A 15,912-nucleotide genomic window follows, 5' to 3' on the forward strand; every position below is an offset into this window, starting at 1 on the left:
CGTGCCCTTGCCTGTATGTTGCCAATGATTGTGGTGCGCTTGTCACAGCGCTCACATTAATACGTTACAATAATATCAGTAAATGTTACTTATCTAACACAAACAATCAAGCCCTGGAATACGCGTGGACAGTAAAAAAGCCGAGCGACTCAAGCTAATCCAACAAGCTTTGCAGGACCAGAACGCCATTCACCTGCGGGAAATGGCGGCACTGCTGGACGTTTCCGAGATGACCCTGCGCCGCGACCTCAACCACTTCACCGAGCATGTGCGTCTGCTAGGCGGCTACATCACCCGCGTCGGCACTGAGGCCAGCGATTACCGCGTAGCCGACCAGGACACGCGTCACGTCGAGGAAAAACGCCGCATCGGCAAACTCGCCGCCCGGCTGGTACAACCCGGTGACACGGTGTTTTTCGACTGCGGCACCACCTCGCCCTTTGTGATTGATTTCATCCCTGATGAGCTGGAGTTCACCGCCGTGTGCAGCTCGTTGAACGTGCTGCTCAGGCTGCAGAACAAGCCCAACTGTCACATCGTGTTGTGCGGCGGCACCTTTCACCGCAAGAACCAGGTGTTTGAAAGCAGCGCCGAAAGCAGCATCCTCGACAGCGTGCGCCTGACGTGGGCTTTTGTGACCGCCGCCGGCGTCAGCCAGGAATTCGGCGTGACGTGCTTCAACTTCAATGAAGTCGAGGTCAAGCAAAAGGTCCTGCGCCAGGCCCAGCAGCGTGTGTTGCTCGCCGACTTCAGCAAGTTCGACACTGTGCGCACCGCGCATTTCGCTGCCCTGGAAGACTTTCACTACGTGGTCAGCGACAAGAAAATCCCCCGCGGCTACAAAGACCTCATCGAGGCCAGCGGCGCGCAACTGCTGGTTTAACCCAGCAACTTGTGCCGCTCTTGGGCGTTCAAGTAGCCGGTGGTCACGCTGAACGAGGCGCTGGCCCCGGCCGCCAGCGAACGCACGTGACCTTTGGCTTTTTCCGCGTTATAGCCTTCGGGTTCGCAGGTTGATGGCAGCACGAACGCGGCCACTTGCTGATCCGCTGAGTGCAGGATCCAGCGTGCGGCGTGCTCGAATTGCTCGGGGCGATAACGGGTGTAGAACGCAGCACCATCGGGGTGATCGAGCAAGAAGTGCGCGTGGCCGGTGGCGTCAGTGCCAACCTCGTCGAAGAAAAACACGATTTCTGGATCGTACAGCGCCGGCCGCTCCAGGCACGCCAGCTGAGCGGGATGCTCAGCGAGTTGCGCCATGTAGGCGCTCCAGTCCGGCGTCGGCTTGACGTGGCCCGGCACACTGGTGCGCAGGCGCAGGCGCTGCATGCCCAGCGGCTCGACAAACCGGGCACCGGCCACATAGGCGTAGTTCATGTGAGCCATGTACATCAGGTCCATGGGTTTGCCAGCCAGGTTCGTCACGTCCATGTCGATATCGAATAACGCCGAATCGGCGCGCAGCGTGACGCTCGGGCACGCCCGGTAGCGATCGCCGAAGCCCTTGGCGTATTGGTACGAGCCGCCCAGGCGCACAAAGCCCTCGCCGATTTCCAGCCAGGCGGTGTCCGTTGGCGCGCAAGGCATCTCGCCGTGCAACGCATGAGTGTCATCCGGCGCCGGGCAGCCGTTGCGCAGCAGGCCACTGTGAAACATGAAGCAGCCGTAGGTATCGATCACCGTCGGGCTGGGCCTTGGCTGCTCGAACAGGTTCGTCATGGTCAGGTCGCAGCCGTCGAACACGGCCGACCAGATCATCTGCCCTTGATACGGCAGCACGACCAAACGTCCACGGCAGTTCTCCAGGCTCACGGCCAGCACGCCGGACGGATAGGTCCAGGCACTGACCTTGAAATCCTCAGACTGCAACAGGATCTTTTCCTGTTCGGCAAACACGGCGCGATACAGCGGGATGCACGTGTTCATGAGACCACCGCCGCGGCCACACTGGAGGGTGATGTGTCTGACTGGCGCAGGCATTTGACCGCATACATCACAATCACGATAAAGCACAGCAACGGCACGCTGTAGGCCAACTGCATGTTGCCACCGCTGGCGTCGGACAACAGGCCTTGGAAGATCGGAATCACCCCGCCACCGACGATACTCATCACCAGCAAGGAACCACCGACACCGGTGTCTTCACCCAAGCCATCGATGGTCAGGCCGTAAATGGTCGGCCAGCACGGGCCGAGAAAAATACTCACACCCACCGCTGCATATACCGCCGAAATGTTCGGCACCAGAATGGTGTAGGCCAGCAGCACAATGCACAGCACACCGTAGATCGCCAAGACCTTGGCCGGGTGCAGGCGGCGCATCAGCAGGTTGGCGATCAACTTGCCGACAAAGTACGCGGCAAAGGTGGTCATCAGGAACCATGATGCACTGCGCTCATTCATGCCGCCCATTTGCATGGCCAACCGAATGGTGAAACTCCATACGCCGACCTGCGCGCCCACATACAGAAACTGCGCGAGTACGCCGAAAGTAAAACGCGGGTTGCGCCACAACCGCCCCAGGCTTTTACGCAAGCTACCGGACTTGTTGTCGACGGGCTTGCTGCCCTTGCAGGCGGGGAAACGGGTGATCGCGATCAGGATAAACATCAGCACCAGCACCGCGATCATCCACTTATAAGGCAGCAGCGTGGACTGGATCATTTGCAACTGCTGCACCGCCGCATCCGCGGCGCTCATCTGTGTCAGTTGCTCGGTGGTGGCATCGGTGTCCTTGAACATCACGAAGCTGCCCACGTAAACCCCAGCCATGGCGCCGAACGGGTGAAAGGTCTGCGAGATGTTCAAGCGCCGCGTCCCGGTTTCCCGTGGGCCCATCAGCGTCGAGTAGGTGTTGCAGGCGGTTTCGAGGAACGACAGGCCGGCGGCAATCACAAACAGCGCGAGCAAAAACATGCCGTACTTGGCCGTAGACGCTGCGGGGAAAAACAGCAGGCAACCGAACATGTACAACAACAGGCCAATCAGAATCGTGCTTTTGTAGCTCAAGCGGCGCACCACCATGGCGGCCGGGATCGCGACAAAAAAGTAGCCCAGGTAAAACGCCGACTGCACAAAGGCGGTCTGGAAATCGCTGAGCAAAAACGCTTTCTTGAAATGGGCGATCAGCACGTCATTCATGCTCGCCGCCGCGGCCCACAACGCGAAGATGCTGCACAGCAGGATAAAGGCGAACCACGGCGTGCGGTTCAGGTAAAAACCATCGGGTGTCTGTTGCAGCGCAGGTTTGTTCATTATTGTTCTCCGGGCTGAATTGATGGGTTTAGCGCTGTTGCTGGAAGTGCGCGAACGCTTCGCTGTCGGGATAGGAGGTTTGCGTACCCAGCGCCGTTACCGAGCACGCGGAATACGCCACGGCCTGCTCCATGGCCTGGCGAATGCTGCCGTCGCGGTTCCAGTGCTGAATGAAGCAACCGATAAAGGCGTCACCGGCGCCGGTGGTGTCGCGGGCCACAACGCGCTGGCCCGGCACCTGGAACTCGCCCTCCTCGCCCACGTACAACGCGCCCTGCTCGCCAAGGGTGACGATCACGTGGCGGATGCCGCTGGCCACCAGCGTGCGTGCGGCAGCGCGAGCCGAGTCTGACGAGTCCACGGTAAGGCCGGTGATCAACGCCAGTTCCGATTCGTTGGGGATCAGGAAATCCAGCTTCGCCAAGTGCTCAGCGCTTAAGCCCGCCAGGGCCGGTGCCGGATTCAGCAGCACGGCGATGCCATGCCGGTGCGCAAACTCGATGGCGTAGTAGACCGTCTCCAGGTTGATCTCAAGCTGCAGCACAATCAGCGTGCAGCCACGCAGGTCGGCTGCTGCGGCATCGATGTCCGCCGGCGACAAATGCGCATTGGCGCCTTTGACGATCAAAATGCTGTTGTGGGAATCGGCACGCACAAAAATCGGCGCTACGCCGCTGGAGACGCCAGGCACCCGCTGCACATAACGGGTGTCGATGCCAAAGCGCTGGAAGTTGGCCAGGGTGTTGTCGGCAAACATGTCGTCGCCGACCTTGCTCAGCATCAATACATCCGCCCCAAGCTTGGCTGCCGCCACCGCCTGGTTGGCGCCTTTGCCGCCGCATCCCAGGGCAAATCCCGGTGCTTCCAGGGTTTCGCCCTGGGCTGGCATGCGGTCAATGTAGGTAATCAAATCCACCATATTGCTGCCGATGACTGCGATCTTGCTCATTGCTATTCCACCTTGTTGCGTAACGGCCAGGCAGGTCGTGATGCTCTTATTTTGTTATTTAAATAACATTGAGTGTGAATATTCAATCTTTTTCTGCGCAGAGAGATCGACGGACGACGTAGGAGGCTTTCGCTGCCAAGCAAAACCTCAGCCGCCAGCTTTCCGCAAAAAGCGCCAGCTTTCAAGCGCTAAAAATGTAGCGGCTGTGTAAACGCCACCTTGTAACCCCACGGGCCGCTCTCTAAGCTGGCCGGTCTTTCGCCGTAACCCGGAACACCCCATGTCTCGAAGCATCGCCCACCTCGCCTTATTGCTGGGGTTGATCACCGCCATCGGCCCTTTCGCCATCGACAGCTACCTGCCCGCCCTGCCCACCTTGGGTGCCAGCCTGCACGCCTCGCCGGCGGCGGTGCAGATGAGCCTCACGGTGTTCTTCATGATCATCGGCGTGTGCCAGCTGTTCTACGGCCCGATCAGCGATGTGTACGGTCGCAAGCCGCCGATCTATCTCGGCCTGGTGATATTCGCCGTGGCCAGCGTCGGCTGTGCACTGGCCCCCACTATTGAAGTGCTGATTGGGTTTCGGGCCCTGCAAGCGTTCGGCGCCTGTGCCGGCATGGTCATTCCGCGGGCGATCGTTCGCGACCTGTACACCGGCCATGAGGCCGCGCGCCTGATGGCCCTGCTGATGCTGGTGATGAGTGTGTCGCCGATCCTGGCGCCCTTGGCCGGCAGCGTGGTGATTTCACTCTGGAGCTGGCGCGAAGTGTTCGCGGCACTGGCGGTCGTGTCCGTGCTGTGCCTGGTGATGACCATTGTGCAATTGCCGGAAACCCACCCGGCCGAGCGCCGCTTGGGCAAGACCCTGGGCAACGCCATCGGCAGTTACGGCGCGCTGTTGCGCGATCCGGTATTTATCGGTTTAGCGGTGGTCAGCGGCTTCGGCCTGGCCACCTTCTTCGTGTTTATCGGCAGCGCGCCGTTCGTGTACATCGAATACTTCGGCCTGACACCCACACAATTCAGCCTGTGCTTTGCGCTGAATGCCGCCTCGTTCTTCGCTATGAGCCAAATGACCGCACGCCTGAGCGCGCGCTTTGGCCTAGCGCCGGTGATTCGTTGGTCGGTGATGGCTGTCGCGGCCGTCATGGTCTTGCTGGCAGCCACCACGCTGTGGGGCAACCACTTGGCGGTGATGATGACGATGCTGTTTATCGGCTTCGGTTTCCTCGGCCTGCTGTTGCCGGCGGCCGGCGTGTTGTCCCTGGAAGACCACGGCGCCGTGGCCGGTGCTGCCTCGGCACTGCTGGGTGCGATCCAGATGATTACCGCCGCCGTGTCGATGACATTGGTTGGGCTGTACGCCGACCATACGCCCGCACCAATGCTGGTTGGCATTGCGCTGTGTGCAGTCGCCGCGATGCTGACCGCCTTCTGGACACTGCGCCGTTTGCCGGCGCATCTGCAACCTGCGCCGCGCACCTGATGCGCAGCATCAACCCAGCAACGCCGGCCCTGAATGCACAAGGCCAATCAGGGCCACGGAGGCAAATGGTGGGGCAAAGCGTTTTTTGGTTACTTTTTTAGGCGTTTGTAAAAAAGTGACTCGCTGTAAGAGCGAAACCCTAGGTGGCCGTTACCGCAGCAATGGATATGCACTCAATCCGCCTAAACCCGTCAAAGGCTCGGCGCAAGTGCTACCCGACACTACAAATCAAACCGATCCACCGCCCGCCGCCGCTCATTGTCGTCGCGCACGTCATAACTGGCAGTGGTCTGGATATTGGTGTGGTGCGCCAGTTTCTGCGCAATCGACAGGTCATGTTCTTCAATCACCCGAGTGATGAAGGACCGCCGAAAGTCATGCGGCATGATCTTCACGCCTACCTGTTCGCCGCGCTGGCGGGCGATGTAGTAAATCGCGTGCTTGGTGATGCGTTCACGGGTGATATGGCTGCCACGGCGAACGCGGTTGAACAGGAACGTATCGTCCTGCTCGCCGTCCTTGAGCTGTTCGCGACGAAACTCCAGCCACGCCGTGAGCTTTTCAAAGGCCCAAGCCGGCGCATACTTGATCAGCTCCTTATTGCCCTTGCCGGTCACGCGCAAACTGCGCTCTTGGAAGTCGACCTGCGCCAGGTCAAGGTTTACCGACTCCGACTTGCGCATACCCGACCCATACAGAATGCCGATGACCGCCGCATCACGCAGGCCCTGCGGGCGCGGGTCGGCGGCGCAGACTTCCATCATTTCGCGGATCAGCGTGCGGCGCAGGTTACGGCCCTGCCCCAGGCGTGTACCGGGCGCGGCCTTGACCGAGCGCATCTTGAGCAAGTGGTCCTGGCTGATCAGGCTCATGCGCCAGGCTTCGTTCATCACCCCACGCACCGCATTCACATACAGCGATGAAGTGTTCGGCGCATAACCGTCCTCGCGCAAGGCGGCGACCAAGGCAATCACGTGTTCGGGCTGGAGCAAATGCCAGTCGATCTCTTCGAGGTTGATGTCTTCGAAGCCCAGGCGGTCGGCAGCGTCTTGCAGCACGTAGCGCATGGTCAGCTGGCTGGAGGGCGCCAGGCGGGTGAGGTAGAGGGTCAGCGGGTTACGGATAGACTCAGTCAAAGTAGATCAGCCTTTGGATTAAATACCTCAAGCAAGCTGTTGTTTAATCGAAGTATTTAGTGAATTGGCGAGGGCCAAGTCTAACGCAGTAGCGGCCCTCACACAAAATCACGGAGCCGACTCGTCATCCTCGGTCGGGTCCTCGGGCTGCGGCTGGGTCTGGGACTGGCTCCACTCGGTGTCTTGCTTGTGCATCAGCGCAAACCAATGCTGGCGCATAAACGCCAGGTAGCTGTCCGGCGCCTTGGCAAAGTCCTTTTCATCGCCATAGCAGCCTGGCAACGGCAACTCAGTGCCCTGCTCCTTGTACTGGCTGACCAGCGCCTGTTGCGCCGCAACGCTGCAATCCTTTGGCAGCGGCATGCCACGCAACGCACCGGCCTCCTCATCCCACCAGCTCGCGCCGATGCGATCGACACCGCGCAGGCGGTACTTCTGGGACTTGCCCACGTGCATGATCAACTTGAATTCGTTGGGGCTGACATCGCTGGTGCAGGTGCGCGAATAGCCCACGGTGGCCTGGGTGATGCCATCGCCGGCAAGGTCGGTAACCTTGGTCGCCGCCATGTCAAAGCGCAGTGCCGCATCGAATTGGCAATGCTGCACATCGTCATAGAGCATCCACACCCGCTTGGGATGATCGCCGCCCAGCAAATACTGGGCCGCGTAGACAAATGACGACTGGGTGCCGTCATCGTCACGCTCGCTGACCTGTTCGGCGAGTACCAGCAGATTCTTGCCTTGGTGGTCGTCCCAGCTGTAGGCCGCGACTTGTTTACCGCGCACTTCAACGCCTTCCGGCACCTGCTCGACCGTGGTGAGCGCCACCCCATCATCCGCGCGAACGGTCGTGACACAGGCCACAGCCATCCACAATCCCATCAACGCCGGCCGCAACTGGCCGCGTAAAAGCTGCACGCTATTCATCCGAGTACCCTGGCAAGAGATGGCTTACTTTACCGGCACTTGAGGGCCAATGCAGAGAAGATTGTTGAATAAGACCAAGGACCGACGGCACCGCCGAAAAAACCATCGAAACTTACCCGTCAATGGCGGCCAAGGCGGCTTTGCGGTTTAGCTGAACCCTAGCTGTCTACCTGTCAAATAAACGAGTTTTTCATCCGCCTTTCATATTCGTTCAACAATTTTGCGCTTAATCTTGGCCGCAGGACTTGAGAACAAGCCGCGCGTTCTATGACTAACGTGTTGATTCGGCTTTATCTTTCACAAATTTGGTCTTTACTCTGCTAGCCCATGGAAGAAAACATTGCCCTTCCCAGGAATGTCGAATGAACACTGCATACCCACGCTACGTTTAATCAGTTTTCTGAATCTCCAGCCGCTGATGACTGCTGTTTTCAACGCTCCAACCTGCTCTTGCCCCGAGGTCATGAATCTTTGAAACCCTACCCTATTCATTGCGTGTCGATCGTTATCCCGGTCTACAACGAACAAGAGAGCCTGCCTGAATTGCTGCGTCGCACGACGGCAGCCTGCAAGCAACTGGCCTACGAATACGAAATCATCCTGGTGGATGATGGTAGTCGCGACAATTCCGCCCAATTACTGGAAGACGCCGCCGCGCAAGACGGCAGCAACGTAGTGGCGGTGATCCTCAACCGTAACTACGGCCAGCATGCGGCGATCATGGCCGGCTTTGAGCAGTGCCGGGGCGAGGTGGTGATTACCCTCGACGCCGACCTGCAGAACCCGCCGGAAGAAATCCCGCGCCTGGTCGAACAAGCCGCCTTGGGCTACGACGTGGTTGCCACCGTACGCAACAACCGCCAGGACTCGGCCTTCCGCCGCTGGCCTTCGCGCCTGATCAACTTGGCCGTGCAGCGTTCCACCGGCGTGGCCATGACCGACTACGGTTGCATGCTGCGCGCTTACCGGCGCACCATCGTCGACGCCATGCTCGCCTGCCGCGAGCGCAGCACCTTTATCCCGATCCTGGCCAACGGCTTTGCCCGCCACACCACCGAGATCCTGGTGCACCACGCCGAGCGTGAACATGGCGAGTCCAAATACAGCCCGATGCGCCTGATCAGCCTGATGTTCGACCTGCTGACCTGCATGACCACCACGCCATTGCGCCTGCTGAGCATTGTCGGCTTCAGCATGGCGGCGTTGGGCGTGCTGTTCGCTTTTGCCTTGATCGTCATGCGACTGGCCTTCGGTGCCACTTGGGCGGGCGACGGTACTTTTGTGCTATTCGCGGTACTGTTCGTGTTTACCGGCGGCCAATTCATCGGCATGGGCCTCTTGGGTGAATACCTGGGCCGCATGTACAGTGACGTTCGTGCCCGTCCACGGTTCTTTATTGAAAAAGTGCTGCGCAACCAACCGGCAGCACCGGCTCCAGTCGTCGTCGTTGATGGCCTGGTGTCCTCCCATACCTCTACTTCTCCTTCCGATCAGGTTTCGTCATGAATTCAAAAGCTGTTGTCTTCGCTTACCACGATATTGGCTGTGCAGGCATTGAAGCCTTGCTCACCGCCGGCTACGACATTGCTGCCGTGTTCACCCATGCCGACGACCCCAAGGAAAACAATTTCTACGGCTCCGTCGCCCAACTCTGCGCCCGCAACGGCATCCCGGTGCATGCGCCGGAAGACGCCAACCACCCACTGTGGATCGAGCGTATTGCCAAGCTGAACCCGGACTACATCTTCTCCTTCTACTACCGCAACCTGCTGAGCGAGCCTTTGCTGGCCACCGCCAGCAAAGGCGCGTTCAACCTGCACGGTTCGTTGCTGCCTAAATACCGTGGCCGCGCGCCGGCCAACTGGGTGCTGGTCAACGGCGAAACCGAAACCGGCGTGACCCTGCACCGTATGGTCAAGCGTGCTGACGCTGGCGCGATCCTGGCCCAACAGAAAGTCATCATTGACCGCACTGACACCGGCCTGACCCTGCACGCCAAACTGCGTGACGCCGCCGCCAACCTGCTGCGCGATGCGCTGCCGCAACTGGCCCAAGGCAAGCTGGCTGAAACCGCCCAGGACGAAAGCCAAGCCACCTACTTCGGCCGCCGCACCGCCGCCGATGGCAAGCTGGACTGGAAAAAACCGGCTGAAGAACTGTTCAACCTGGTTCGCGCCGTGACCCAGCCGTACCCGGGCGCTTTTTGCGCGGTCGGCGAGCACAAACTGATCGTTTGGCAGGCCGAAGTGGTCAAGGGCAACGAAGGCCTGGCGCCAGGCCGCGTGATCAGCGTCAACCCACTGCGCATTGCCTGCGGTCAAGACTCGCTGGTGGTCAAGTTCGGCCAACGCAACGCCAACGGCCTGTACCTGGCTGGCCCTTCCCTGGCTGACGAGCTCGGCCTGGTGGACGGCTCCGTGCTGCGCGGCGCCGAGTCCGGCCGCAAGCCACGTCGTACCCGCGTGCTGATCCTGGGTGTGAACGGCTTTATCGGTAACCATCTGTCCGAGCGCCTGCTGCGTGACGACCGTTACGAAATCTACGGCCTGGATATTGGCTCCGACGCCATCGAGCGCCTGCGCAACCACCCTAACTTCCACTACGTGGAAGGCGATATCAGCATTCACTCCGAGTGGATCGAGTACCACATCAAGAAGTGCGACGTGGTCCTGCCGCTGGTGGCCATCGCCACGCCAATCGAATACACCCGTAACCCGCTGCGCGTGTTCGAGCTCGACTTCGAAGAGAACCTGAAACTGGTTCGCTACTGCGTCAAGTACAACAAGCGCGTGATCTTCCCGTCGACTTCCGAAGTCTATGGCATGTGCCAGGACCAGTATTTCGACGAAGACACCTCCAACCTGGTGGTGGGCCCGGTCAACAAGCAGCGCTGGATCTACTCGGTCTCCAAGCAACTGCTGGACCGCGTGATCTGGGCTTACGGCGACAAAGGCCTGAACTTCACCCTGTTCCGTCCATTCAACTGGATGGGCCCACGCCTTGACCGCCTGGACTCGGCCCGTATCGGCAGCTCCCGTGCGATCACCCAGCTGATCCTGAACCTGGTGGAAGGCACGCCGATCCGCCTGTTCGACGGTGGCGAGCAGAAGCGCTGCTTCACCGACATCGCCGACGGCATCGAAGCCCTGGCGCGCATCATCGATAACGACAACGATGTGTGCAACGGCCAGATCATCAACATCGGCAACCCGGAAAACGAAGCCAGCATCCGTCAGTTGGGCGAAGAGCTGCTGCGTCAGTTCGAAGCTCACCCGCTGCGCAGCAACTTCCCGCCGTTCGCTGGTTTCCGCGACGTCGAAAGCAAGGCGTTCTACGGCACCGGTTACCAGGACGTGGCACACCGCAAGCCAAGCATCGAAAACGCCAAGCGCCTGCTGAACTGGGAGCCTACCGTTGAGATGAGCGAAACCATCGGCAACACCCTGGATTTCTTCCTGCGCGAAGCCATGCTTGAAATCGCGGACAAGAAATAATGAAGGCAGGCTTGCGCATCGACGTCGACACCTACCGTGGCACCCGTGAAGGTGTGCCGCGGTTGCTCGAATCCCTGGATGAAGCCTCGGTAAAAGCGACGTTCTTCTTCAGCGTCGGGCCGGACAACATGGGGCGCCACTTGTGGCGCCTGATCCGTCCGCAATTCCTGTGGAAGATGCTGCGTTCCAATGCCGCCGGGCTGTACGGCTGGGATATCTTGCTGGCCGGCACCGCCTGGCCGGGCAAGCCGATTGGCCGTGACCTGGGGCATTTGATGCGCCAGGCCAAGGCTGCTGGGCATGAAGTCGGCCTGCACGCGTGGGACCACCACGGCTGGCAGGCCAACACCGGGCGCTGGAGCGATGCACAGCTGGTCGAGCAGATCCGCCGTGGCGTCGACACCTTGAGCGACATCCTCGGTGAACGCATCGACTGTTCAGCGGCTGCCGGTTGGCGTGCCGATGAGCGCGTGGTGCAAGCCAAGCAAGGTTTCAACTTTCGCTACAACAGCGATTGCCGGGGCACCAGCCTGTTTCGTCCAACTCTGGCCGATGGCAGCGCGGGCACCCCACAAATTCCGGTAGACCTGCCGACCTTCGACGAAGTCGTCGGGCCGGTAGTGGCTGCCAAAGACTTCAACAGCTTCATTCTTGACCGCTTTACCGAATCGAAGCTGAACGTCTACACGATCCACGCAGAAGTAGAAGGGATTCTGATGGCTGATGATTTTCGCCAGCTGCTCGCCCAGGCCGGGCAGCGCGGCATCGACTTCAACCCCCTGGGCGACCTGTTGCCTGCGGATGTGAGCACCCTGGCCCAGCAACAGCTGGTGCGCGGTGCACTCAGCGGCCGCGAGGGTTGGCTCGGAGTGCAACAGGCATGATCCGGCGCTGGGCATTGCCCCTGCTCCTGCTGGCGTTTGGCGCGTTTTACCTGTTACCGCTGGCCACCCACGGCCTGTGGATCCCGGATGAAACCCGTTACGCGCAGATCAGCCAGGAAATGCTGCTGACCGGCAAGTGGGCCTCGCCGCACTTCATGGGCATTCGCTACTTCGAAAAACCGGCTGCCGGCTACTGGATGATCGCGCTGGGCCAGGCGATCTTCGGGCAGAACCTGTTCGGCGTGCGGTTTGCCTCAGCCTTGAGCACCGGGCTGAGCATCCTGCTGGTGTACCTGGTGTCGCGCAGGCTGTGGAACGACCCGCAAAAAAGCCTGGTCAGCACCGTGCTGTACATGAGCTTTGTCAGCGTGGCGTTGCTCGGCGGCTACGCCAACCTGGACCCGCAATTCACCTTCTGGGTCAACCTGACCGGCGTTGCGCTGTGGTTCTGCTTCGACAGCACCACGCGCCGTGGCCGTTTATGGTCTTGGGCCTTGCTCGGCTTTGCCTGCGGCATGGGCTTTATGACCAAGGGTTTTCTCGCCTGGCTGCTGCCGGTGCTGATCGCCCTGCCCTACGCCATCTGGCAGAAACGCTTTGGTGAACTGCTCGGTTACGGCGTGGTGGCGGTAGTCGTCGCCATTGTTGTCAGCTTGCCCTGGGCGCTGGCCGTGCACCTGCAAGAGCCGGACTACTGGAACTTCTTCTTCTGGCACGAGCATATCCAACGCTTTGCCGGTGACGATGCCCAGCACGCCGAACCGTTCTGGTACTACCTGCCGCTGATGGTCGCGTTCTCGTTGCCCTGGGTTGCCTTGCTGCCGTCCACGGTCAAACAGGCATGGTTGGACAAACGCCTGCCCAAAACCGCGTTCCTGCTGCTGTGGCTGTTGATGCCCCTGGCGTTCTTCAGCCTGGCCAAAGGCAAGTTGCCGTCCTACATCATGCCGTGCCTGCTGCCGCTGGCTTTGCTGATGGGTTCAACCCTAAGCAACAAGCTCGCCCAGGGCCATGGCCGCGCCTTGCGCATCAACGGTTGGCTGAACTTGAGTGTCGGTGTGCTGGCCGTGTTGGCGCTCAGTTGGTTCCAATTGAAGAAGCCGGTGTACGAACACGGTGAGGAAACCCTCAGCTTGGTGCTGGTGTTTGCCTGCTTGTTCGGCTGGATCCTGGTCAACCTGCTGCAAGCCGCTCGCCCTTTGAAACTGTGGGCCGCGCCGCTGATCGGCAGTGGTTTGCTAGTGCTGCTCGTACCGGCCGCACTGCCCCACTCGGTGGTTTACAACAAGATCCCGGATCAGTTCATCATCGACCACCAGCAGGAATTGCAATCGACCACCGCCTTGCTCAGCAATGACTTGGGCGCGGCGTCGGCCTTGTCCTGGCGCCTGGGGCGTCCGGATGTCGCGCTCTACAACACCGTCGGTGAAGTGAAGTACGGCATTGCCTACGCAGACACTGCCCACCGCAAGATCGGCACCACTCAGGTCCAGCAATGGATGAGTGATGCGCGTAAGCAAGGGTCGGTCGGCGTGGTCATGCGGGTCAAGGGCGACGATGAAGTCGCTGAAGTGAACCTGCTGCCCCAAGACGGCAAGCGTTACGAGCAAGGCAATCTGGTCATCCTGATATTCCCACAGGCCGCGCCATGATCACGCTGGTTCTTTTATTAAGCGCGTGCCTGCTTACGTGCATGGGCCAGGTTTCGCAGAAGTTTGCCGTGGAAAGCTGGCGCGACCAGCCGGACGGTTGGGCGCCAAAGCTGCGTTCGCCTTGGCTGTGGTCGGCGCTGGTGTGCCTGGGCCTGGGTTTGCTGGTATGGCTTTTGGTGTTGCAGCGCCTGGAAGTGGGCATCGCCTACCCCATGCTCAGCCTTAATTTTGTACTGGTCACGCTGATGGCGCGGTTTGTCTTTCATGAACACATCGATGGCCGTCACTGGCTGGGTGTGGCACTGGTCATCGGCGGTGTGGTGTTGCTGGGGCGTCACGTATGAGCCGGGTTCAAGGCTTTGCCCTGGCATTGGGCAGCGTAGGCCTGGTCAGCGCCGCCCAACTGGGCATGCGCTGGAGCATGACGCGCCTGCCGCTGCCTGCCGAATGGCTGAACGCGTTCAACAGCAATGCCATCGACCTCGGCGCCTTGGGCGTGGTGATCCTGGCGATCATCGCCTATGCGCTGTCGATGCTTTGCTGGCTTGGCGCACTCAAGCACCTGCCGCTGGGCCGCGCCTATTCGCTGCTCAGCATCAGCTACGCGTTGGTCTACCTGCTGGCTGCCAGCCTGCCGGTGTTCAACGAAGATTTCTCGCTTTCGAAAACCCTGGGGGTGGCGCTGGTCATCCTCGGTGTTCTGGTCATTAACTCTCGTCGTGCTAGCGTTGCAAGCCCCAGGAATGCCCCATGAAAATCAGTGTATTTGGTAGCGGTTACGTTGGTCTGGTGCAGGCCACCGTATTGGCCGAAGTCGGTCACGATGTGATCTGCATGGACGTGGACAAGAGCAAGGTCGAGTCGCTGCAGAAAGGCCACGTGACGATCTTCGAGCCGGGTCTGGCAGCCATGGTCAAGGAAAACCTGGAAAGCGGACGCCTGCACTTTACCTTTGATGAAAAACTCGCGGTTGAACACGGTGAAGTGCTGTTCATCGCCGTGGGCACACCGTCGGACGAAGACGGTTCGGCCGACCTCAAATACGTGCTGTCGGTGGGCGACGCCGTGTCCCGCCACCGCGTGGAACCGGTGATCCTGGTGGAAAAATCCACCGTTCCCGTTGGTACCGGCGACACCTTGCGCGCGCACATCGAAAAGAGCCTGCGCGTGGCCGGCCGCCACTTGGAGTTCGATATCGTCTCCAACCCGGAATTCCTCAAGGAAGGCTCGGCCGTGGCCGACTGCCGTCGCCCGGACCGCATCATCATCGGCTGCGAGCGTGAAGAAGTGCGTGAAGTGATGCGCGACCTGTACGCGCCGTTCAACCGCAACCACGACCGCATCATCTTCATGGACCTGCGCAGCGCCGAACTGACTAAGTACGCCGCCAACTGCATGCTGGCCACCAAGATCAGCTTTATCAACCAGATCGCCGAACTGGCCGAGCACCTGGGCGCCGACATCGAAGCCGTGCGCCTGGGCATCGGCGCCGACTCGCGCATCGGCTACCACTTTATCTACCCCGGTTGCGGCTATGGCGGCTCGTGCTTCCCCAAAGACATGCGCGCCCTGATCCACAGCGCCAAGCAAGCCAATTGCTCCAGCGACCTGCTCGAAGCCGTTGAGGCCATCAACCAGCGCCAGAAGAGCAAGCTGTTCGAACGCGTCAACGCCTACTTCAAGGGCAACTTGCAGGGTAAAACCTTCGCCTTGTGGGGCCTGGCGTTCAAGCCCAACACCGATGACATGCGCGATGCGCCAAGCCGTGTGCTGATGGAAGCCCTGTGGGCAGCGGGCGCCCATGTGCGCGCGTTTGACCCTGAAGCCATGCAGGAAACCCAGCGCATCTACGGCGACGAGTCGCGCCTGACCCTGCTGGGCACGCCGGAATCGGCGTTGAGCGGCGCTGATGCGCTGATCGTCTGCACCGAATGGCAGCAGTTCAAGGCACCGGATTTCGACCTGATCCACACCCGCCTGAAAAACCCGGTGATCTTCGACGGCCGTAACCTGTACGACGGCGAGCGCCTGGCACGCAAAGGCTTCAAATACTTCCCAATAGGGCGAGGTGACTCCTGCGAACTGCCGATCCCTCAGCAAAACTGGGTGCCGCAGGTCAAGGAAGCCTGA

14 protein-coding genes are annotated in these 15,912 nt (G+C 60.3%); 9 read left to right on the top strand and 5 right to left on the bottom strand.

Annotated features, from left to right (window positions below; all coding sequences use genetic code 11):
• Positions 1-124 precede the first annotated feature (124 nt).
• Positions 125-883, top strand: coding sequence for a DNA-binding transcriptional repressor DeoR (gene deoR, locus GJU48_RS12110; RefSeq protein ID WP_094952596.1), 759 nt, complete (start codon positions 125-127; stop codon positions 881-883).
• On the opposite strand, the gene GJU48_RS12115 is transcribed toward deoR, so the two are convergent.
• Genes GJU48_RS12115 through rbsK form a run of 3 tightly spaced genes read right to left on the bottom strand, consistent with a single transcriptional unit; the run spans position 880 to position 4,203 of the window.
• The gene (locus GJU48_RS12115; RefSeq protein ID WP_094952597.1) at positions 880-1,926 is read right to left on the bottom strand and encodes an aldose 1-epimerase family protein; all 1,047 of its coding nucleotides are present in this window, start codon (positions 1,924-1,926) and stop codon (positions 880-882) included. The two genes, deoR and GJU48_RS12115, sit on opposite strands and share 4 nt — an antisense overlap.
• Entirely contained in the window at positions 1,923-3,254 is a 1,332-nt protein-coding gene (gene fucP / locus GJU48_RS12120) for an L-fucose:H+ symporter permease (RefSeq protein WP_094952598.1), read from the bottom strand. The genes GJU48_RS12115 and fucP overlap by 4 nt, the downstream gene beginning before the upstream one ends.
• A 28-nt stretch (positions 3,255-3,282) precedes the next feature.
• Positions 3,283-4,203, bottom strand: coding sequence for a ribokinase (gene rbsK, locus GJU48_RS12125; RefSeq protein ID WP_094952599.1), 921 nt, complete (start codon positions 4,201-4,203; stop codon positions 3,283-3,285).
• A 280-nt stretch (positions 4,204-4,483) separates the two neighbouring features.
• On the opposite strand from rbsK, the gene GJU48_RS12130 reads away from it, so the two are divergent.
• On the top strand, positions 4,484-5,689 hold the full coding sequence (locus tag GJU48_RS12130) for a multidrug effflux MFS transporter (RefSeq protein ID WP_094952600.1): 1,206 nt from the start codon (positions 4,484-4,486) through the stop codon (positions 5,687-5,689).
• 221 nt (positions 5,690-5,910) lie between these two features.
• Here GJU48_RS12130 and GJU48_RS12135 read toward each other — a convergent pair whose 3' ends face one another.
• Together GJU48_RS12135 and GJU48_RS12140 are read right to left on the bottom strand one after the other, a co-directional pair.
• Positions 5,911-6,825 carry a site-specific integrase gene (locus GJU48_RS12135; protein WP_094952604.1) on the bottom strand — a complete coding sequence of 305 codons (915 nt, stop codon included), beginning with the start codon at positions 6,823-6,825 and terminating at the stop codon, positions 5,911-5,913.
• Positions 6,826-6,933: 108 nt separating this feature from the next.
• Positions 6,934-7,752, bottom strand: coding sequence for a M949_RS01915 family surface polysaccharide biosynthesis protein (locus tag GJU48_RS12140; RefSeq protein ID WP_094952605.1), 819 nt, complete (start codon positions 7,750-7,752; stop codon positions 6,934-6,936).
• Positions 7,753-8,223: 471 nt separating this feature from the next.
• Here GJU48_RS12140 and arnC point away from each other — a divergent pair, with 471 nt between their 5' ends.
• From arnC to GJU48_RS12175, 7 genes are read left to right on the top strand one after another with little or no spacing between them, the layout of a single operon-like run.
• Positions 8,224-9,258: an undecaprenyl-phosphate 4-deoxy-4-formamido-L-arabinose transferase gene (arnC, locus tag GJU48_RS12145; protein ID WP_094952606.1), complete on the top strand. Its 1,035-nt coding sequence runs from the start codon at positions 8,224-8,226 to the stop codon at positions 9,256-9,258.
• Positions 9,255-11,246, top strand: a complete 1,992-nt coding sequence (arnA, locus tag GJU48_RS12150) for a bifunctional UDP-4-amino-4-deoxy-L-arabinose formyltransferase/UDP-glucuronic acid oxidase ArnA (RefSeq protein WP_094952607.1) — start codon at positions 9,255-9,257, stop codon at positions 11,244-11,246. The genes arnC and arnA overlap by 4 nt, the downstream gene beginning before the upstream one ends.
• Positions 11,246-12,130 (top strand): 4-deoxy-4-formamido-L-arabinose-phosphoundecaprenol deformylase, encoded by an 885-nt coding sequence (gene arnD, locus GJU48_RS12155; protein ID WP_094952608.1) that lies wholly within the window; start codon positions 11,246-11,248, stop codon positions 12,128-12,130. Before arnA ends, arnD begins: the two co-directional genes overlap by 1 nt.
• On the top strand, positions 12,127-13,782 hold the full coding sequence (gene arnT, locus GJU48_RS12160) for a lipid IV(A) 4-amino-4-deoxy-L-arabinosyltransferase (protein ID WP_094952609.1): 1,656 nt from the start codon (positions 12,127-12,129) through the stop codon (positions 13,780-13,782). The genes arnD and arnT overlap by 4 nt, the downstream gene beginning before the upstream one ends.
• Positions 13,779-14,126 carry a 4-amino-4-deoxy-L-arabinose-phosphoundecaprenol flippase subunit ArnE gene (gene arnE / locus GJU48_RS12165; RefSeq protein ID WP_094952610.1) on the top strand — a complete coding sequence of 116 codons (348 nt, stop codon included), beginning with the start codon at positions 13,779-13,781 and terminating at the stop codon, positions 14,124-14,126. The genes arnT and arnE overlap by 4 nt, the downstream gene beginning before the upstream one ends.
• Positions 14,123-14,536, top strand: coding sequence for a 4-amino-4-deoxy-L-arabinose-phosphoundecaprenol flippase subunit ArnF (arnF, locus tag GJU48_RS12170; protein WP_094952611.1), 414 nt, complete (start codon positions 14,123-14,125; stop codon positions 14,534-14,536). The genes arnE and arnF overlap by 4 nt, the downstream gene beginning before the upstream one ends.
• Positions 14,533-15,912 (top strand): UDP-glucose dehydrogenase family protein, encoded by a 1,380-nt coding sequence (locus tag GJU48_RS12175; protein ID WP_094952612.1) that lies wholly within the window; start codon positions 14,533-14,535, stop codon positions 15,910-15,912. Before arnF ends, GJU48_RS12175 begins: the two co-directional genes overlap by 4 nt.

This window comes from Pseudomonas sp. IB20, from assembly GCF_009707325.1.
Taxonomy (GTDB): Bacteria; Pseudomonadota; Gammaproteobacteria; order Pseudomonadales; family Pseudomonadaceae; genus Aquipseudomonas.